Source organism: Bradyrhizobium sp. WBAH42 (assembly GCF_024585265.1).
GTDB lineage: Bacteria > Pseudomonadota > Alphaproteobacteria > Rhizobiales > Xanthobacteraceae > Bradyrhizobium.
On sequence record NZ_CP036533.1, the window covers coordinates 5,168,462 to 5,186,383 of the forward strand.

Annotated in this window: 16 protein-coding genes; 10 read left to right on the plus strand and 6 right to left on the minus strand. The window is 65.0% G+C overall.

Annotated elements, in window-relative coordinates; translation table 11 throughout:
• Positions 1-146: 146 nt before the first annotated feature.
• The 4 genes from DCG74_RS24170 (at position 147) to hflX (ending at position 5,838) form a co-directional block, all read left to right on the plus strand.
• A complete protein-coding gene (locus tag DCG74_RS24170) occupies positions 147-2,558 on the plus strand; it encodes a PAS domain-containing sensor histidine kinase (protein ID WP_172788963.1) in 2,412 nt (803 codons plus the stop codon).
• 17 nt (positions 2,559-2,575) lie between these two features.
• A complete protein-coding gene (locus DCG74_RS24175) occupies positions 2,576-3,946 on the plus strand; it encodes a sigma-54 dependent transcriptional regulator (RefSeq protein WP_172788962.1) in 1,371 nt (456 codons plus the stop codon).
• A 249-nt stretch (positions 3,947-4,195) separates the two neighbouring features.
• The gene (hfq, locus tag DCG74_RS24180) at positions 4,196-4,444 is read left to right on the plus strand and encodes an RNA chaperone Hfq (RefSeq protein WP_007591126.1); all 249 of its coding nucleotides are present in this window, start codon (positions 4,196-4,198) and stop codon (positions 4,442-4,444) included.
• Positions 4,445-4,455: 11 nt separating this feature from the next.
• Complete coding sequence (gene hflX / locus DCG74_RS24185) at positions 4,456-5,838, plus strand: GTPase HflX (RefSeq protein ID WP_172788961.1); 1,383 nt, start codon at positions 4,456-4,458, stop codon at positions 5,836-5,838.
• Positions 5,839-5,999: 161 nt separating this feature from the next.
• On the opposite strand, the gene DCG74_RS24190 is transcribed toward hflX, so the two are convergent.
• Entirely contained in the window at positions 6,000-7,028 is a 1,029-nt protein-coding gene (locus DCG74_RS24190; RefSeq protein ID WP_172788960.1) for a DUF2278 family protein, read from the minus strand.
• 189 nt (positions 7,029-7,217) lie between these two features.
• Positions 7,218-8,036: a nucleoside triphosphate pyrophosphohydrolase gene (mazG, locus tag DCG74_RS24195; RefSeq protein WP_172788959.1), complete on the minus strand. Its 819-nt coding sequence runs from the start codon at positions 8,034-8,036 to the stop codon at positions 7,218-7,220.
• Between the two features lie 127 nt (positions 8,037-8,163).
• On the opposite strand from mazG, the gene queC reads away from it, so the two are divergent.
• Positions 8,164-8,877 carry a 7-cyano-7-deazaguanine synthase QueC gene (gene queC / locus DCG74_RS24200; RefSeq protein WP_172788958.1) on the plus strand — a complete coding sequence of 238 codons (714 nt, stop codon included), beginning with the start codon at positions 8,164-8,166 and terminating at the stop codon, positions 8,875-8,877.
• 141 nt (positions 8,878-9,018) lie between these two features.
• Here queC and DCG74_RS24205 read toward each other — a convergent pair whose 3' ends face one another.
• The 3 genes from DCG74_RS24205 to nthA are packed head-to-tail and all read right to left on the minus strand — an operon-like array spanning position 9,019 to position 10,678.
• On the minus strand, positions 9,019-9,396 hold the full coding sequence (locus DCG74_RS24205; protein WP_172788957.1) for a nitrile hydratase accessory protein: 378 nt from the start codon (positions 9,394-9,396) through the stop codon (positions 9,019-9,021).
• Positions 9,396-10,055 (minus strand): nitrile hydratase subunit beta, encoded by a 660-nt coding sequence (nthB, locus tag DCG74_RS24210; protein ID WP_172788956.1) that lies wholly within the window; start codon positions 10,053-10,055, stop codon positions 9,396-9,398. Before nthB ends, DCG74_RS24205 begins: the two co-directional genes overlap by 1 nt.
• Positions 10,052-10,678, minus strand: coding sequence for a nitrile hydratase subunit alpha (gene nthA, locus DCG74_RS24215; RefSeq protein WP_172788972.1), 627 nt, complete (start codon positions 10,676-10,678; stop codon positions 10,052-10,054). The genes nthB and nthA overlap by 4 nt, the downstream gene beginning before the upstream one ends.
• A 63-nt stretch (positions 10,679-10,741) precedes the next feature.
• On the opposite strand from nthA, the gene DCG74_RS24220 reads away from it, so the two are divergent.
• From DCG74_RS24220 to DCG74_RS24230, 3 genes are all read left to right on the plus strand, one after another.
• The gene (locus DCG74_RS24220) at positions 10,742-11,500 is read left to right on the plus strand and encodes a hypothetical protein (RefSeq protein ID WP_172788955.1); all 759 of its coding nucleotides are present in this window, start codon (positions 10,742-10,744) and stop codon (positions 11,498-11,500) included.
• Between the two features lie 224 nt (positions 11,501-11,724).
• Positions 11,725-12,855 (plus strand): methionine ABC transporter ATP-binding protein, encoded by a 1,131-nt coding sequence (locus DCG74_RS24225; protein ID WP_172788954.1) that lies wholly within the window; start codon positions 11,725-11,727, stop codon positions 12,853-12,855.
• Positions 12,845-13,510: a methionine ABC transporter permease gene (locus tag DCG74_RS24230; protein WP_172788953.1), complete on the plus strand. Its 666-nt coding sequence runs from the start codon at positions 12,845-12,847 to the stop codon at positions 13,508-13,510. The genes DCG74_RS24225 and DCG74_RS24230 overlap by 11 nt, the downstream gene beginning before the upstream one ends.
• On the opposite strand, the gene DCG74_RS24235 is transcribed toward DCG74_RS24230, so the two are convergent.
• Positions 13,507-13,899: a cupin domain-containing protein gene (locus tag DCG74_RS24235; RefSeq protein ID WP_172788952.1), complete on the minus strand. Its 393-nt coding sequence runs from the start codon at positions 13,897-13,899 to the stop codon at positions 13,507-13,509. The genes DCG74_RS24230 and DCG74_RS24235 overlap by 4 nt on opposite strands.
• Positions 13,900-14,180: 281 nt before the next feature.
• Here DCG74_RS24235 and DCG74_RS24240 point away from each other — a divergent pair, with 281 nt between their 5' ends.
• Positions 14,181-16,502: a TonB-dependent siderophore receptor gene (locus DCG74_RS24240; RefSeq protein ID WP_172788951.1), complete on the plus strand. Its 2,322-nt coding sequence runs from the start codon at positions 14,181-14,183 to the stop codon at positions 16,500-16,502.
• 56 nt (positions 16,503-16,558) lie between these two features.
• On the plus strand, positions 16,559-17,851 hold the full coding sequence (gene fsrB / locus DCG74_RS24245) for a siderophore utilization protein FsrB (protein WP_172788950.1): 1,293 nt from the start codon (positions 16,559-16,561) through the stop codon (positions 17,849-17,851).
• Positions 17,852-17,922: the final 71 nt, after the last annotated feature.

Sequence of the window (17,922 nt, forward strand, 5' to 3'; positions counted from 1 at the left end):
CCCGTCCCTCCGGCATGTGCCTGTGGATTGCGCGGGGCGGCCGCGGCCAAGGCGCCGCGGAATTGTCGCAATTCGGCAACAATGTGGTACGAATACATCAGTATCCGCGCGTCCGCGGACCCGTTTTCAGCACCGCCATTGCCGGAATGACCAGCGCAGAGACCTCGGCCGCACACTTTAACACGGCCCCAGCGGAAGAGCCCCGGCGTTGGTCGGTGCGACGCTGGCTGGCGCCCTTTGCCGTCGCGCTGGCGCTGCTGTCGGCCTTCCTGACCTTCCTGGTCCTGACCGGTCTGAGCACGATCGAGCCGACGCCCGGGGTGGTCCGCACATTCTATCTGATCAATGCCGCCACGATCCTGCTGCTGGTCGGGATCATCGTCCGGGAACTCTGGCAGCTGATCCTGGCGCGGCGGCGGGGCAGGGCGGCGGCGCGTCTTCACGTCCAGATCGTCAGCCTGTTCTCGATCGTCGCGGTGCTGCCGGCGGTGCTGGTCGCCGTCGTCGCCAATGTCACCATCGAGCGCGGCCTCGACCGGCTTTTCTCCGGGCCGACCAAGCAGGTCATCCAGAACTCGCTGACGATCGCGCGGGCCTATATGCAGGACCATGCGCAGCTGATCCGCGGCGACATTCTCGGCATGGCCAACGACATCGCCCATGCCCGGCCGCTCTATGACCAGGACCGCCGCACGTTTCGCGAGATGCTGACGGCGAGCGCCGCGTCCCGCAACCTGCCGGGCGCGATGATCATCGACAAGAACACCAACATTCTGGAATCCGCCGACACCGGCATGCGGCTCGCTTATTCGCCGCCCGCGCCCGACTTTCTCAGCAACGTCAACGAGGCCGAGCCCGAGATCGCGGTGCTCCCCGATGCGAGCTTCGTCGCCGCGGTGATCCGCCTGCGTGCCTTCAACGACACCTTCCTCTATGTCGCCCGGCCGCTTGATCCGAATGTCGTCAATCAGCTCAAGCAGACCGAGGTCAGCGTCGCCGAATACGCCCAGATCGAATCGCGCCGGCTCGGTATCCAGGTCGCCTTCGCGCTGATGTTCGCGGTGATCGCGTTGACCATCTTGATGGCTTCGGTGCTGATCGGTCTCAATTTCGCCAACTCGCTGGTCTCGCCGATCCGGCGGCTGATGAATGCGGCCCACACGGTCTCGACCGGCGACCTGCACGTCCAGGTGCCCGTGCACCAGTCGGAAGGCGACCTCGCCCAGCTTGGCGAGACCTTCAACAAGATGACGCAGGAGTTGCGCAGCCAGCGCGACGAGCTCGTGAGCGCCAGCGACCTCATCGACAGCCGCCGCCGCTTCATCGAAGCGGTGCTGTCTTCGGCGAGCGCCGGCATCATCGGCGTCGACGCGTCCGGCAGCGTCGGCATCCTCAACCGCTCCGCCGAGAAGCTGATCGGGCATTCCGAAGCCGAGACGCTCGGCCACCCGCTCTCCGACGTGCTGCCCGAGCTGGACGAGATGATGAAGACCGCGCGGGAAGGGACCCAGCGCCTGGTGCAGGGCCAGATCACGATCACCCGCGACGGCACCGAGCGCAACCTCTCGGTCCGCGTCAGCGCCGAGAAGAACCAGCCGCACGACAGCTACATCATCACGCTCGACGACATCACCGAGCTGGTCTCGGCGCAGCGCACCTCGGCCTGGGGCGACGTCGCGCGCCGCATCGCCCACGAGATCAAGAACCCGCTGACCCCGATCCAGCTCTCGGCCGAGCGCATCCGCCGCAAGTTCGGCAAGACCATCACCGAGGACAAGGACAAGCAGATCTTCGAGCAGTGCACCGACACCATTGTGCGCCAGGTCGACGACATCAGGCGCATGGTCGACGAGTTCTCGCGCTTTGCGCGGATGCCCAAGCCCGTGATGGAGGGTGAGGACGTCGCCGACACCGTGCGCCAGGCGGTGTTCCTGATGAAGGTCGCCCATCCCGAGATCGACATCGAGGCTGAGTTCAAGCAGGATCCGCTGCGCGCCCAGTTCGACCGGCGCCTGATCTCGCAGGCGGTCACCAACATCGTCAAGAACGCCACCGAGGCGATCGAGCAGGTCCCGCCCGAGGAGCTCGGCAAGGACGATGGCAAGGGCCGTATCGACGTCGTGGTGTCGCGCGAGGGCGACGACGTGCTGATCGACGTCATCGACAACGGCATCGGCCTGCCCAAGGTCGCGCGCTCGCGCCTGCTCGAGCCGTACGTCACCACGCGCGCCAAGGGCACCGGGCTCGGGCTCGCCATCGTCGGCCGCGTGCTGGAAGACCATGGCGGGCGGATCGAGCTGAAGGATGCCTCCGACTTCCGTGCAGGCCAGCGCGGCGCCTGGATGCGCATGCGCTTTGCCGTCTCAGGGCAACCCGCGAAAACGGAGCACGTGCCGGCGGCCAACGCCGCGACCGAGACGACCTCCAAAGCCGACATCACGCAAACGGTGACGGAATCCGTCGAGAACCGGGAAACAAAAGAGCCGGCCGCCGGAACCAAAGAGCCGGCTGAAAAGACCAATGATTCAACCAAAATCGAAGCCTCAACAGGCAGCTGACAAGACAGGCGCGATCCATGGCAAGTGAAATTCTGATTGTCGATGATGAGGCCGATATTCGGGATCTCGTTGCGGGCATTCTCGAAGACGAGGGATTCGTCACAAGGACCGCACGCGACAGCGACTCGGCGCTTGCCGAGATCGCCAATCGTCGGCCGCACCTGGTATTCCTCGACATCTGGCTGCAGGGCTCCAAGCTCGACGGCCTGCAGCTCCTGGAGCAGGTCAAGAAGGACAATGCCGATCTGCCCGTCGTGATGATCTCCGGCCACGGCAACATCGAGACCGCGGTCGCCGCGATCAAGCGTGGCGCCTACGATTTCATCGAGAAGCCGTTCAAGGCCGACCGCCTCATCCTGGTCGCGACCAGAGCGCTGGAGAACTCGCGGCTCAAGCGCGAGGTCAAGGAGCTGAAGCAGCTCGCGCCGAGCGCCAGCCAGCTGGTCGGCCGCTCGCCCAGCATGAACCAGCTGCGCCAGACCATCGAGCGGGCGGCCAAGGCCAACAGCCGCATCCTGATCGTCGGCCCCGCCGGCGCCGGCAAGGAGCTGACCGCGCGCACGCTGCATGCCGCCTCGGGCCGCGCCGACGGCCCCTTCGTCGTCATCAACGCCGCCGCGATCACACCCGAGCGGATGGAGCATGAGCTGTTCGGCGTCGAGCAGTCCAATGGCGAGCAGCCGCGCAAGCCTGGCGCGCTCGAAGAAGCGCATGGCGGCACGCTGTTCATCGACGAGATCGCGGACATGCCGCGCGAGACCCAGAACAAGATCCTGCGCGTGCTGGTGGAGCAGTCGTTCCAGCGCGTCGGCGGTACCGCCAAGGTGCAGGTCGACGTGCGCATCATCTCATCGACCGCCCGCAATCTCGAAGAGGAGATCACGGCCGGCCGCTTCCGCGAGGATCTCTACCACCGGCTCTCGGTGGTGCCGATCCGCGTGCCTGCACTGTCGGAGCGGCGCGAGGACATTCCGGAATTGATCGACTATTTCATGGAGCAGATCTCGGCGGGCAGCGGCCTGCCCAGGCGCCAGATCGGTCAGGACGCGATGGCGGTGCTGCAATCGCATGTCTGGCCCGGCAATGTGCGTCAGCTCCGCAATAATGTTGAAAGAGTCATGATTCTGGCCGCCGGTGGGCCGGAGGTCATCATCACCGCCGACATGCTGCCGCAGGACGTCGGCTCGATGGTGCCGGCGATGCCGACCAGCAACAATGGCGAGCACATCATGGGCCTGCCGCTGCGCGAGGCACGCGAAGTGTTCGAGCGCGACTATTTGATTGCACAGATCAGCCGTTTCTCAGGAAATATTTCCCGAACGGCCGAGTTCGTTGGCATGGAACGTTCGGCCTTGCACCGGAAGTTGAAAGCGCTCGGCGTCGGCTAAGGCTGCGATGCCGCGGCGGCATCTCGACAATAGGCGAAGAAAATCATCGATTTCCGTAATTTTTCGGGGCAATAGGGCCGGGCCTGCCGCTTGAAGCGGCTTGCCTAATATCCCGACCTGTCCTCTAATCGAACCGCTGTTCCTTCCGAGGGGGATCTCATGAGGAACGGCAACCGGAGGAGGCCCCGAACTTCACAAAGAGGGCCGCATCCGGCGCAATAAAAAGAAACTCAAAGCGAGAAAAAAACAATGGCGGCAGACCGCGCACAAAACCTACAGGACACCTTCCTTAATCACGTTCGCAAAACCAAGACGCCACTGACGATCTTTCTGGTCAACGGAGTGAAGCTCCAGGGCATCGTGACCTGGTTCGACAATTTCTGTTTGCTGCTTCGGCGCGACGGTCATTCGCAGCTCGTCTACAAGCATGCGATCTCGACCATCATGCCGGGCGCTCCGATTCAGCTGTTCGAAGGCGGCGAGGACCAGCCGGCTTGAGAGTGATCTGATTGGAACCCCGGAATTTCGACGGGGATGCCGACCGTCCACGGTCGGCAGGGGCTACGCAGACGGGGCGGGTGCTTGTCATCGGCCCCTACTTGCGCGTGCGCGCGGGCAGTGCCGACGCGCAATCGGAGACTCATGCCTTGCGAGACACCGAGGCCCGGCTCGATGAAGCCGTCGGCCTCGCGCGCGCGATCGATCTCGTCATTGCCGACGCCATCGTCGCCCCGGTCAGCCAGATCCGGCCCGCCACCTATATCGGCAAGGGCAAGGTCGAGGAGATCGCCGGGCTGATCAAGACCCTCGAGGTCGAGCTCGTGGTGATGGATTGCGCACTGTCGCCGATCCAGCAGCGCAACCTCGAGAAGGAATGGCACGCCAAGGTGCTCGACCGAACCGGGCTCATTCTCGAAATCTTCGGCCGCCGCGCCAAGACCAGGGAAGGCTCGCTGCAGGTCGAGCTGGCGCATCTCAACTACCAGCGCTCGCGCCTGGTGCGCTCCTGGACCCATCTCGAGCGCCAGCGCGGCGGTTTCGGCTTCATGGGCGGTCCCGGCGAGACCCAGATCGAGGCCGACCGCCGCCTGATCCAGGAGCGCATCTCCAAGCTGGAGAGCGAGCTGAAAAAGGTGCAGGCGACGCGGCGGCTGCATCGCGCCGGCCGCCAACGCGTGCCGTATCGCGTGGTCGCGCTGGTCGGTTACACCAATGCCGGCAAGTCGACGCTGTTCAATCGCCTGACCCGCGCCGAGGTGCAGGCGGCCGACATGCTGTTTGCGACGCTCGATCCCACCTTGCGGGCGCTCACCCTGCCGCATGGCGGCAAGGCGATGCTGTCGGACACCGTCGGCTTCATCTCCAACCTGCCGACGCAGCTCGTCGCCGCCTTCCGCGCCACGCTGGAGGAGGTGCTGGAGGCCGACGTCATCCTGCATGTCCGCGACATCTCGCATGAAGACGCCGAGGCGCAGCAGAGCGACGTCGACGCGGTGCTGCGCCAGCTCGGCATCAACCCGGACGATTCCGGCCGCATCATCGAGGTCTGGAACAAGATCGACCGTTTCGCCCCCGAGCAACGCGAAGAGCTGCTCAACATCGCCGCGCGCAGGCCGGAGGATCATCCGGCGATGCTGGTCTCAGCCGTGTCGGGCGAGGGCATCAATGCTCTGCTCGCCGCGATCGAGCAACGCCTGGCCGCCAAGCGCACCACGCTCGATCTCTCCATCGACGCCGCCGACGGCGCCGGCATCAGCTGGCTGCACCGCAATGCCGAGGTGCTGTCGAAGGAGCTGCACGACGGCCGCTTCGATATGACGGTGCGGGTGGACGAGACCAAGCGGGATATCGTGGTGAACAGGTTCGACGCCGTGCCGCATCACGCCACATAACGGCGCGATGCCATTGGTGCGCGGCATCGATCGCGTGGTTCCAGCGAGAAATTACACGCGGCATGGATCGGTACACCCTCGTGCGCGCTACGCACGGGGCACGAACGACAGCTGACCTGGCGGCGTGCTGACGCTCGTCGGTTGCGAACTTGATCAGCACATCAGAACGGAATTGTCAGGCCCGGATGTTTGGCTTGCGCCCTGGTATAGGCGACGCCGTGAACCTTGATACCACGCGTGTCCAGCAGCGAGATAATGCCGCCCTGGTTCGACAATTCCATCGGCTTCTCCACGACGACGGCGAGCGTTCCTCCGGCTGCGATCGTCCCCGACAGCGTCATCTTCTTCTTCTGCTTGTCGGCCAGCTTCCAGCCGGTGAGATCGATGTCGCGATCGGCCGTGTTGAGCAGTGTGACGACTTCGCGCTCCGGCGTCTTCACGGCGTTGACGAGTGCCGCAATGATCCGCACGAGCCCATCCGGCATTTCCTCCGTCGGAGGGGCCGTCGGATCCAGCGGCGCTGTCGGCGTGCCGCCGCCGAGATCAATCGGATGACCGGTCTCGTCGTCAGTGTGCCAGGCCTGCGTCTGGAATTTGAGAAGGACTGCCGTCCATAAATTTTGCTCCGGGAATTCGAACACGAGCCCGCCGTCCTGCCACGGCCCGTTGTCGCCCGAGAACCTTCCGATGGGATTTCCCTGGTTCATATGGATGTCGTGAATGCCGCGTCCCGGCCTGAAGCCGAAATAATTGTCCGCCTTGGTCTCGGGGCCCCATGTCTCGCCGAACGCGTAGACCATCGCGCTTTCGTCCGAGAGTGCGCGCTGGACGAACTGGTCGAGCTTCTCGTTGAGGTCGTTGTCCGGCCCAGGCACGGACAGCGGCAGCGGCACCATCTCCTGGGGCTGCATCAGATTACCGCGGATGAAGTCCAGCGCGATGCTGTTGGGCTGGGGGGCCTGCGGGTGCAGCCCCTCCGGGAGTGCCGCGAGTCGTTCGGTGATCGGATGGACGAAACGAGATCGCACCAGGAATTCGACCTCGCTTCCGTCGGCCGACTGCACGTTGACGGCAATGCGGAAATCTTCACCGCCGGCGACGATATGGACTTGATAGTGCGGCGACCTGCCGGTGCCGAAACGCATCGCAATCGGGCGTCCCTTGAGGACTGAATAATGTTTCAATGGCATCGCGCTTCACCTGCCGTAGGGGGGTGGCTGCGTCAGAACTATACAACTTTAGACTGTCTGCGGTGACAATTTCATGGCGGCGGCTTGACGCATCTTTCCGTGCGAGCCGCTGGGGGCGGTCAATCGGGGTACATTGCTGACCGATCGGCGATGGATGGTGTTGCCGGATCTCTCCGCCACCGCACCCGACTAAGCGGCGGTCTTCGCCGCATTCCACAGCGCGTCCATCTCCGCCAGCGAGGCCTGCTCCAGCGTCCGGCCCTGCGCCGCCAGCGCCCGCTCGATATAGGCAAAGCGCCGCTCGAATTTCGCGTTGGTCGCACGCAACGCGGCTTCCGGATCTGCATCGACATGGCGGGCAAGGTTGACCAGCGCGAACATCAGGTCGCCGGTCTCTTCCGCCAGGCCCGCGCGGTCGTTGCGGTCCAGCGCGGCTTCGATCTCGTCGGCTTCCTCGCGGATCTTCTGCAGGACCGCGCGCGGGTCGTTCCAGTCGAAGCCGACGGTGGAGGCCTTGCGCTGCAGCTCCATCGCGCGCGTCAACGCCGGCTGGCCGGCCTTCACGCCCGACAGCAGCGACTTGTGCGTCGGCGTCTCTTCCGGCGGCCGGCGCGCGGCGCGTTCGGCCTTTTCCTCGGCCTTGATGCGGTCCCAGACCTCCTTGACGTGGTGCGGGGCGAGATTGCCGTCCTTGTCGGCGAAGACGTGGGGATGGCGGCGGATCATCTTGCGGGTGATGGCCTCGACCACGTCACCAAAATCGAACGCGTTCTGCTCTGAGGCCATCTGCGCGTGGAACACCACCTGAAGCAGGAGATCGCCGAGCTCCTCTCTGAGATCGTCGAGATCGCCGCGGGTGATGGCGTCGACCACCTCATAGGCTTCCTCGATCGTGTAGGGCGCAATCGTCGCAAAGTCCTGCTCGAGGTCCCAAGGGCAGCCGGTCACCGGGGTGCGCAGTGCCGCCATGATTTCGATCAGGCGGGAGATATCGCGGGAAGGGGCCATTGCCGGGCAGTCTCCTGGGGTCCAGAGCCTTATGCCAAAAGCGGACCCCCAATCCCAGCGCAAGGCGGCGGAACAGGCCGATTTCCACCGATTGGCGAGCAAGTCGCGCAATGCTAAAGCGCGGGCCATGAACGACGCATTTTCTTCCGAAACCGCGCTGGTGCTGTTCTCCGGCGGCCAGGATTCCACCACCTGCCTCGCCTGGGCTTTGAGCCGCTTCGTCCGCGTGGAGACGCTGGGGTTCGAGTACGGCCAGCGCCACGCCATCGAGCTTGACTGCCGCGACCGCCTGCTCGACGGCATCAAGGGCCTGCGCGCGGATTGGGCCGCAAAGCTGGGCGAGAGCCACACGCTGTCGATCCCGACGCTGGCGGCCGTCTCCGAGACGGCGCTAACCCGCGACGTCGCGATCGCGATGGGCGCCGACGGCCTGCCCAACACCTTCGTGCCGGGCCGCAACCTCGTGTTCCTGACCTTCGCCGCAGCGCTGGCCTACCGGCGCGGCATCCGCCACATCGTCGGCGGCATGTGCGAGACCGACTATTCCGGCTATCCCGATTGCCGCGACGAGACCATCCGCGCCATGCAGGCCGCGCTCTCGCTCGGCATGGCGAGGCCCTTCGAGCTGCACACGCCATTGATGTGGATCGACAAGGCCGCGACCTGGAAGCTGGCGCACGATCTCGGCGGCGAGGGGCTGGTCGATTTGATCCGTGAGCAATCGCACACCTGCTATCTCGGCGAACGCGGCGCGCGGCACGAATGGGGTTATGGCTGCGGCGAGTGCCCGGCCTGCAGTTTGCGGGCGAGGGGGTGGAACGAGTACGTGGCAGGGCGGTAGGGTCGCTCCGCCGTCATTGCGAGGAGCTCGCGACAAAATTGCGCAGCAATTTTGCGCTGATGCGACGAAGCAATCCAGACTGCCGCCGCGGAGGATTCTGGATTGCTTCGCTTCGCTCGCAGTGACGAACTCAGCGATCAGCTACTGAAAATCCTCGTCCCGCAGCTCAATCGGCTTGCCGTGCGGCGTGCGATCGGCGGCGTGGTCCCAGGCATCGCGGTAGCGGTGCAGCGTCTCCAGCGAGGCGACGCCCTTGCGCGCGACGAGGCCTTCCAGCGTGGCGAGCCAGTGCAGATAGTAGGTCTCGCCGGTGTCAGGGTCGCCCGCGGCCTGGGCACGCTTGATCTCGGAGGCCAAGGCTGCGGCCCATTCCGGCCAGGTGAATACGCCGCGCTCGTGCAGGCTCAAGGCCATCGCGAACGCATGCGCCTCCCAGGGTGCGCGGAACACCGGGCCGTCATCGTCGCGCGGAATGCCCGGGATTGCCGCCGTCGCCGCGGCCGCAAGTGCGCCGCTCATCACGCCGGATCCAGATAGGGCTCGAACGCGTCGATCGAGACCTTCAGCGTGGGATCTCCGTCGTCACCCCAGAGATCGCGGCCCTCGAACACCACGGTATAGAGCCATTGCGGGTTCTCGCCGCGCTCCATCGCCGCACTATCCGGAAACACGTGGCAGCCGTGGTTCAGCTCGACCACGCCGACATGGCCGCGCACATAGCGTGGCAGCCGCGTGTGCGTCGCTGGATGAATATTCTTGGCGCGGACGCGATCGCCAATGTTGAATTTCGCCGGCGCCGGGGCAGGGCGGCCAAACTTGCCGCGCACCATCACGCGCTCGACATTGGCGCGGTCGAACGTGCCGTGCTTGAGCGCCTTTGCGGGCTGCATCGCATGGCCGGCAGCGACCTCCTCGCGGGTGAGATAGCCCTTGTCGATCAGCATCTCCTCGAGCCCGAGAAACCATTTCTTGTAATAGGAGCTCGAGAGATAGACGTGCGGCGGCAAGGTCTCGCGATAGAAGCGCGAGGTGTCGATGTTGAAGGCGCCGGCCGCGCCCATCGCGCGCACCATCGCCAGCACGCGCGATTCCCATTCTTCGTGAAACATCGGCTCGTTCGGCTCGGGCTCGACCTTGCCGAACCCGTCCATGCCGCCCATGTCGTGCACGCCGTTCACGACGGTGCTCCCGGCGTCTTGGGGAAACCGGTGCCGATCATGGAGTCGCGCGTCACGAGCTCGGCGAGCTGCGCCTCGCTCCAGCCTTCGGTGCCGGCGGGCCGCATCGGCAGCACCAGGAAGCGCGTCTCGGCGGTGGAATCCCAGACCCGGATTTCGATGTCCTTCGGAACCGCGACCCCGAAATCGGCAAGCACGCCGCGCGGATCCTTCACCGCGCGGGAGCGGTAGGGCGCGGCCTTGTACCAGACTGGCGGCAGCCCCAGCATTTCCCAGGGATAGCAGGAGCACAGCGTGCACACGACCATGTTGTGCCGCTCGGGCGTGTTCTCGACCACGACGAGATGATCGCCGACGCGGCTGACATGGCCGAGCGTGCCGATGGCCTTGGAGCCATCCTCCAGCAGCGCCGTCTTGAACGCCGGATCGGTCCAGGCCTTGGCGACCACGCGCGCCCCATTGTGCGGGCCGATCTTGGTTTCATAGGCCTGGATGATGGCATCGAGCGCGGCCGGCTCGACATAGCCCTTTTCGGTCAGGATCGTCTCGAGCGCGCGCACGCGCAGCTCGGTCTCGGACAGCTCGGAATGGTCGTGATCGTGGTCGTGATGATGCTCGCTCATGACGCGAAGATAGTCCTGGAATCCGGGCCTTGTCGAGACGAAGACCTCTGCTAACATCGCTCCATGGGCTGGGCTGCACGAACCGGAATGACCGCTGTCATCGCGGCTGTTGTCGCATTCTCAGGCCGGGATGCGCGCGCTGCGAATGGCGCCTATGCGGTGGACGCCGCCGACATCTCCGAGGTCGGCTCCTGCAAGATCGAAAGTTGGCTGTCGGCCGCAACCAATACGGATTTCGCAGCCGTCGCGAATCCCTCCTGCGTCGTCGATCCCTTCAGGCCGATCGAGCTGAGCATGCAGACCATTCGGGCCCGCAGCGACGGCGAGTGGAGCACGACGCTGGCTCCGAAAGCCAAGACCAATTTCATCCCGACCGGGATCGGGCGGTGGGGATTGTCGGCCTATGGCGGCGGATCGTTCGATGCCGCGACCGGCGAGGCACTGTCGGCCTTTGCGGTCATACCGGCGACCTTTCGCCTGTCCGAGACCATGCGCGTCAACATCAATGGCGGCTGGCTCTGGGATCGCACGATCGATCGGCACTACCTGACCTACGGTATCGGCTTCGACTGGAAGTTCACCGACACGTTGCAGTGGACCATCGAGGCCTATGGCCAGGCCGGCGCGTCCGAGATCGCGAGCGTCGTGCAGCCGCGCCTTCAGACCGGCGTGCGCTACCGGCCAAACGAGATCTTCTCGGTCGACGTGATCTACGGCCGCAACATCACCGGCGAGAACGCCAATTGGATCACCATCGGCACGACGATCAGGTTTCCCGTCCGTGGGGGCGAGCCGGAGCACCGGCGCACCGGGCATTTGTGAGCCTGCGAAAAACAGCACGGAGCTGCAGAACCCGGAGGATTATTCTGCTCCAGGGAGGGATTGGGAAATCTTCGTCCAACCCCCGCCAAATATCTGAAATTGCAAGAAAGACCGGAAAAGGCGATGGTGCGTGCTGCGGTGCAGCGCGTCCGTCCCGGATCCTCACCGTCTCTCTCCCCATCCGACCTGGTTCCCGTGCGCGCACTCGGGAACGCGAACAGTGCATGAAGGCCGCCTCCATGAATGCCCACCAATCGCTCGCGATCGGACGACCGATCGGAACGCTTGAAGCGATTTCACCCGCGCCGGACGCGATGGTCCGTTTCGCCGCCATCTCGAAGACCTATCCGGCCTATCGCGGCAAGCCCGGCGTCAACGCGCTGCAAGACATCGACTTCGCCATTCCGCGCGGCTCCATCACCGGCGTGATCGGCCGCTCCGGGGCCGGCAAGTCGAGCCTGGTCCGGCTCATCAACGGGCTGGAGAAGCCGACCACGGGCCGCGTGATCGTGGACAACAGCGATATCTCGGCGCTCGCGGGCCGCGAGCTGCGGCTGGCGCAGCGCTCGATCGGCATGATCTTCCAGCACTTCAACCTGCTGTCCTCGCGCACCGCGGCCGACAACATCGCGCTGCCGCTGGAGATCGCCGGCTGGACCAGGGCCGACATCAAGGCCCGCGTCGCCGAGCTGCTCGCGCTGGTCGGCATTGCCGACAAGCACGATCGCTACCCTTCAGAACTGTCCGGCGGCCAGAAGCAGCGCGTCGGCATCGCCCGCGCGCTGGCGACGCGGCCGAGCGTACTCTTGTCGGATGAAGCGACCTCGGCGCTCGATCCGCAGACCACGCGCGCGATCCTCGATCTGCTCGCCAACATCAACCGCGAGCTCGGCGTGACCATCGTGCTGATCACGCATGAGATGTCCGTGGTGCGCCAGCTCGCCAAGGAGGTGGTGGTGTTGGACGCCGGCCGCGTCGTCGAGAGCGGCCACGTCGCCGACATCTTCACGCAACCAAAACATCCGATCACGCAGTCCTTCCTGGCCGAGGTGATCGGTGACAGTCTGCCGGTCTCGCTGGCAAGCCGGATCGTTTCGGACCAGCCTGCCGGCGGGCAGGCCGTGATCCGGGTCCAGGTGCGCGGGGCAGGGGCCGGCGACACCGTCGTGGCGCGGCTCGCGCGCGAGCTCGGGCTCGATGTGGCGCTGCTGTCGGCGCGTATCGACGAGATCGGCGGCCAGCATGTGGGCTCGCTGACGCTTGGAATTCCCGGTGGCGATGACGCGGTGGCGCGGACGCTCGCCTGGCTCTCTCAATATCAATTCTCGGCGGAGCGTCTCGGCTATGTCGCCTGAACTCATCAACCTGATCATCCAGGCTACCTTCGAAAGCCTGTACATGGTCGGCATCGCGGCGCTGCTCGGCACCGCCTTCGGCCTGCCGCTCGGCGTGTTCCTGGCCACCAGCCGCAAAGGCGAGCTGTTCGCGGCGCCCCTCGTCAATCGCGTGCTCGGCATCGTCGTCAATGCGACGCGCTCGACGCCCTTCATCATCCTGGTCGTCGCCATTATCCCGTTCACGCGCCTCGTTGCCGGGACCTCGATCGGCTCGACCGCGGCGATCGTGCCGCTGACGATCGCCTCGACGCCGTTCATCGCGCGCCTCGTCGAGGCTGCGATCCGCGAGGTCGACGGCGGTCTGATCGAGACCGCGTCCTCGTTCGGCGCCTCGCCGCTCCAGATCGTGTTCAAGGTCCTGATCCCGGAGGCGCTGCCGGGACTGCTGCTGGCTCTGACGCTCGCCGTGGTCAGCTTGCTCGGCTACTCCGCGATGGTCGGCGCGGTCGGCGGCGGCGGCCTTGGCGACCTCGGCATCCGCTATGGCTACCAGCGCTTCATGCCGGAGATGATGCTGGCCGTCGTGGTCGTGCTGATCGCCCTGGTGCAGATCGTCCAGAGCGCCGGCGACTATCTGGCGCGCCGGGTCAATCGCCGGCTGCGGCACCGCTAGGCAGCCGGCGGGTAGTAGAGAAACTCGATCATCAGGCAGCCGTCTCGGGTGAAGAACGGCCCGTGTTCGACGTGGGCCGGCCTCACGGCGTAGGTGCCGGCCTCGAGCCGTTGCGTTTCCTGTGCGGCTGTGCCGATCGACAACGTGCCGGAGATCAGAAACACTTCCTCACACCAATCGTGCGAGACCGGGTGCTCTACCGATGCACCGGCGGCCCAGCGCGACAGCCGTGTCACTGCTCCCGTTTGCGCCGGGTGGTCGAAACGGCCGGACAGGATCTTCTCCTCGACACCGACATAGCCGGGGACGGTCCGCCAGCCGTCCTCGGCCAACGCGTTGAAAAACTCCCGGTGGTCCTTCATGAACCGACCGAAGCCGGGCTCCGCCATGAACATCATCTCCTGCGCCGACACTGACACAGGGACGACCTTACAGCAGGCAAACGACGTTTCCCACTTGCAGCCGTAGGGGCAGGGACTCGTGCGTTCGATGATTGCGTTCGTCTAGAAGGATTCCAGATCCCGAAGATGACGCACGCCATTCCGCGCCTGAGCGCATTCGTCGCACATGCTGCGTACACGTCTGGAGAAATTCTAACCCGGTTCCTATCGCACTCGAAAACCGCCTGAGTTAGGGCGGGGCATCAAAAACGGTACCGGCGAAGCCGGCAGTGCGTGGGGCCTCGAAAGACGTGAGCGACTTTCAATTCTCTTTGCGTGGCGACACGCGTCGTCGACAGAGTCAGGTGCTTTTCCTCGGGGCGGTCAGCACATTCTCTCTTGTCATTCCCTTCGCTTGCGTGGAGGCACAGACGCAAATTCCTGCGGTCACCGTCGAGGCGCCGGCGCAGCGCACCCGTCCGGCGGCGATTGCGTCGTCGCGACGGGCTGCGGCGACGCGAACCGCACGCGCCAATCGTCGCGGCCCGGCGCAGCAGGCCGCGCCAACCCAGTCGGCCTCACCGAACGGTGCAACGGCCGAGCGCGCCAATGGTCCGGTACGCGGTTTCGTCGCGACGCGCAGCGGCACCGCCACCAAGACCGATACGCCCTTGATCGAAACGCCGCAGTCGGTGTCCGTCGTCACTACCGACCAGGTCAGGAACCAGGGCGCGGTCTCGATCGGCGAGGCTCTGCGCTACACCGCGGGTGTCAGTGGCGACGTCAATGGTGGCTCGGACACCCGCTTCGGCGCTCTCCAGATTCGCGGCTTCGACACGACCATGTCCGGCCTCTACATCGACGGCCTGCGGATTCCCTCCAGCAACTACGTGCATTTCAACGGCCTCGATCCCTATGGCGCCGAGCGGCTCGAGGTGCTCAAGGGCCCGTCCTCCGCGATGTATGGCGGCAGCGGCACCGGCGGCATCCTCAACTACGTGACCAAGCTGCCGACCGCGCAGCAGTTCGGCGAGGTCTCGATCTCCGGCGGCAGCTTCAACCGCTATCAGGGTCAGTTCGACATGGGCGGCCCCGCCAACAAGGAAGGTACCGTGCTGTGGCGCCTGACCGGCGTGGTCCGGGACGGCGAAACTCAGGTCGACTTCACCAAAGACAACCGTGTCTTCATCGCGCCCGCAGTCACCTTCAAGCCGAGCGAGGACACGACCCTTACCGTGCTCGCCAACTACCAGAAGGATCGGGCAGGGTGGGGCCTCCAGTTCCTGCCGGCCTCGGGCACGGTGTGGCCGAACAACGATCGCACCATCCCGGTGTCGTTCTTCGCAGGCGTGCCGAGCTTCGATGCGTTCAACACCGAGATCGCAACGATCGGCTACCAGCTCTCGCACGATTTCACCGATTACCTCACGTTCCGTCAGAACCTGCGCTACGCCTATCAGCACAACGAGGAAAAGGTGTTTTACGGCGGCGGCTATGCCGACGAAGCCGCGGGCCAGCTCGCGCGCTATGGCAGCTACAGCAACTCCTACATCAACTCCTTCGCGGTGGACAACCAGCTCCAGGGCAAGTTCACCACTGGCATTCTCAGTCATACCACCCTGGTCGGGCTCGACTATCGCAACACCACGTTCCGCGACACCGCCTTTGCCGTCACGACGTCGGCGCCGGAGATCAACGTCTTCAACCCGGTCTACAGCTACGACTGGGCTCTCGGCGGCATGTACGACAACAAAGGCATCAAGCAGTCGCAGCTCGGCCTCTATGCGCAGGATCAGATCAAGCTCGGCCGGCTCTCGTTCCAGCTCAGCGGCCGCCAGGACTTCGTGACGACGCAGCTCGACACCAATCTACCGCCGGTCGATACTTCCACCTCGAAGGACTCCTCGGCGTTCACCGGCCGCGCTGCATTGATGTACAATTTCGACAACGGCATCGCTCCCTATTTCAGCTATTCCGAGTCGTTTCTGCCGCAGCTCGCGACCAGTCCGTCCGGACAGATGCTCGATCCCGAGACCGGCGTGCAGTACGAGGTGGGCGTCAAGTATCAACCGCTGGGCTGGAACGCGCTGTTCACCTTCGCCGCCTTCGACCTGACTCGTGACAACGTCGCTGTATACGTGCCTGCAACCACCTTTTACGAACAGATCGGGCAGGTGAAATCGCGCGGCATCGAGCTCGAAGGCACGATGTCGCTCGCCGACGGCTGGAACCTGCGCGCCGCCTATGCCTATGTCGATGCCATGGTTACGCAGGATCCGGTCAATGTCGGCAAAGCGCCGGTCACCGTGCCGCTCAACCGCGCTTCGCTGTGGAGCGACTATACGCTGCAGTACGGGCCGCTCGCGGGCCTGCAATTCGGCGGCGGCATCCGCTATGTCGGCGCCACCTGGGGCGACGACGCCAACACCTTCAAGGTGGGCGCCTCGACCGTGCTGGACGCGCTGCTGGCCTACACCCACGACAATTGGCGGCTGTCGCTGAACGTGACCAACCTGGCCGATACCCACTACGTCGCCGCGTGTTACAGCCTCTCGGGCTGCTTCTATGCCGAGGGACGCAAGGCGATCGGCAAGCTGACCTACCGCTGGTGAAATCGAAGACGGTCCGGCACCAGGCGGCCGGACCCGCTGGATGAGAGTGGAAGACGATGAGAGCGATATTCGGCAGGCTGCATCGCTGGGCGGGATTGCTCACGGCCGGATTCCTGTTCTTCTCCGGCATCACCGGCGCGATCATCTCCTGGGACCACGAGATCGACGACGTCCTGAACAGCCATCTGTTCGATGTCTCGACGAAGGGCCCGGCCATTCCCTCGCTCGAGCTCGCCAAGATGATCGAGCAGCGTGATCCCCGCGCGCGCGTCGTCTACCTCTTCATGACGCCGGAGCAGGGCCACTCGCTGTGGTTCTTCGTCATGCCGCGGATCGATCCCGCGACGGGCAAGCGTTACCCGCTCGACTACAATCAGGTCTTCCTCGATCCCAACACCGGCGCGGAGCTTGGCCGGCGCTATTGGGGGGCGGTGTGGCCCGTCACGCGGGAAAACTTCGTCTCGTTTCTCTACAAGCTGCACTACACGATGCACATTCCGGAATTCTGGGGCAGCGACCGCTGGGGCATGCGCGTGCTCGGCATCATCGCCATCATCTGGACCATCGATTGCTTCGTCGGCTTCTACCTGACGCTGCCCTCGCGCCGGCGCGCCAAGGCGGCGCGGGCGCCCGAGGTCGCGCGCCAGCTCGAGCGCGGCTTCTGGGCGCGCTGGGCGCCGGCCTGGACCATCAAGACGTCGGGCAGCGCCTACCGGATCAATTTCGACATCCATCGCGCTTTCAGCCTGTGGACGTGGGGTGTGCTGTTCATCATCGCCTTCACGGCGTTCTCGCTGAACCTCTATTTTGAGGTGTTCTCGCCGCTGATGAAGATGGTGTCGAACTACACGCCGACGCCCTATGAGCAGCGGCCGTACCGCGATCTCGACGATCCCATCGAGCCCAAGGTCACCTTCGCCGACATCGCCGCGCGCGCCGCGGCCGACGGCAAGGCGCGCGGGTGGACGGTCCCGGTCGGGTCGATCAATTACGGCCCGGCCCATGGCGTCTATGCCGCCGCCTTCTTCCACCCCGGCGACGATCACGGCGCCGGCGGCGTCGGCCCGGCGCAGCTCTATTACGACAGCGAGGACGGCCGTCCCATCGGCGAGCGACTGCCCTGGGTCGGCACCGCTGCCGACATCTTCGTGCAGGCGCAGTTTCCGCTGCATTCGGGCCGCATCGTCGGATTGTTCGGGCGCATCCTGATCTCGGTGATGGGCCTTGTGGTCGCCGCACTCTCGGTCACCGGCGTCGTGATCTGGTGGCGCAAGCGCCGCGCCCGGGTTCGCGTACGCGAGACCGCGGCCCTGCGGCTGAGCCGGCAGCAACTCACACCGGCAGAGTAGGGCACCCGCGTTCCGCCAGCGGATGAACCTTCGCACTCGGCGTCGGCACAAAGATGGGAGATCGCTCTCCA

Excerpts from the sequence above, each read along its gene's own strand:
- DCG74_RS24170 (WP_172788963.1), top strand. The coding sequence starts at position 147 with ATGACCAGCGCAGAGACCTCGGCCGCACACTTTAACACGGCCCCAGCG.
- DCG74_RS24175 (WP_172788962.1), top strand. The coding sequence starts at position 2,576 with ATGGCAAGTGAAATTCTGATTGTCGATGATGAGGCCGATATTCGGGAT.
- hfq (WP_007591126.1), top strand. The coding sequence starts at position 4,196 with ATGGCGGCAGACCGCGCACAAAACCTACAGGACACCTTCCTTAATCAC.
- DCG74_RS24190 (WP_172788960.1), bottom strand. The coding sequence starts at position 7,028 with ATGCCATTGAAACATTATTCAGTCCTCAAGGGACGCCCGATTGCGATG.
- mazG (WP_172788959.1), bottom strand. The coding sequence starts at position 8,036 with ATGGCCCCTTCCCGCGATATCTCCCGCCTGATCGAAATCATGGCGGCA.
- queC (WP_172788958.1), top strand. The coding sequence starts at position 8,164 with ATGAACGACGCATTTTCTTCCGAAACCGCGCTGGTGCTGTTCTCCGGC.
- DCG74_RS24205 (WP_172788957.1), bottom strand. The coding sequence starts at position 9,396 with ATGAGCGGCGCACTTGCGGCCGCGGCGACGGCGGCAATCCCGGGCATT.
- nthA (WP_172788972.1), bottom strand. The coding sequence starts at position 10,678 with ATGAGCGAGCATCATCACGACCACGATCACGACCATTCCGAGCTGTCC.
- DCG74_RS24220 (WP_172788955.1), top strand. The coding sequence starts at position 10,742 with ATGGGCTGGGCTGCACGAACCGGAATGACCGCTGTCATCGCGGCTGTT.
- DCG74_RS24225 (WP_172788954.1), top strand. The coding sequence starts at position 11,725 with ATGAAGGCCGCCTCCATGAATGCCCACCAATCGCTCGCGATCGGACGA.
- DCG74_RS24230 (WP_172788953.1), top strand. The coding sequence starts at position 12,845 with ATGTCGCCTGAACTCATCAACCTGATCATCCAGGCTACCTTCGAAAGC.
- DCG74_RS24235 (WP_172788952.1), bottom strand. The coding sequence starts at position 13,899 with ATGGCGGAGCCCGGCTTCGGTCGGTTCATGAAGGACCACCGGGAGTTT.
- fsrB (WP_172788950.1), top strand. The coding sequence starts at position 16,559 with ATGAGAGCGATATTCGGCAGGCTGCATCGCTGGGCGGGATTGCTCACG.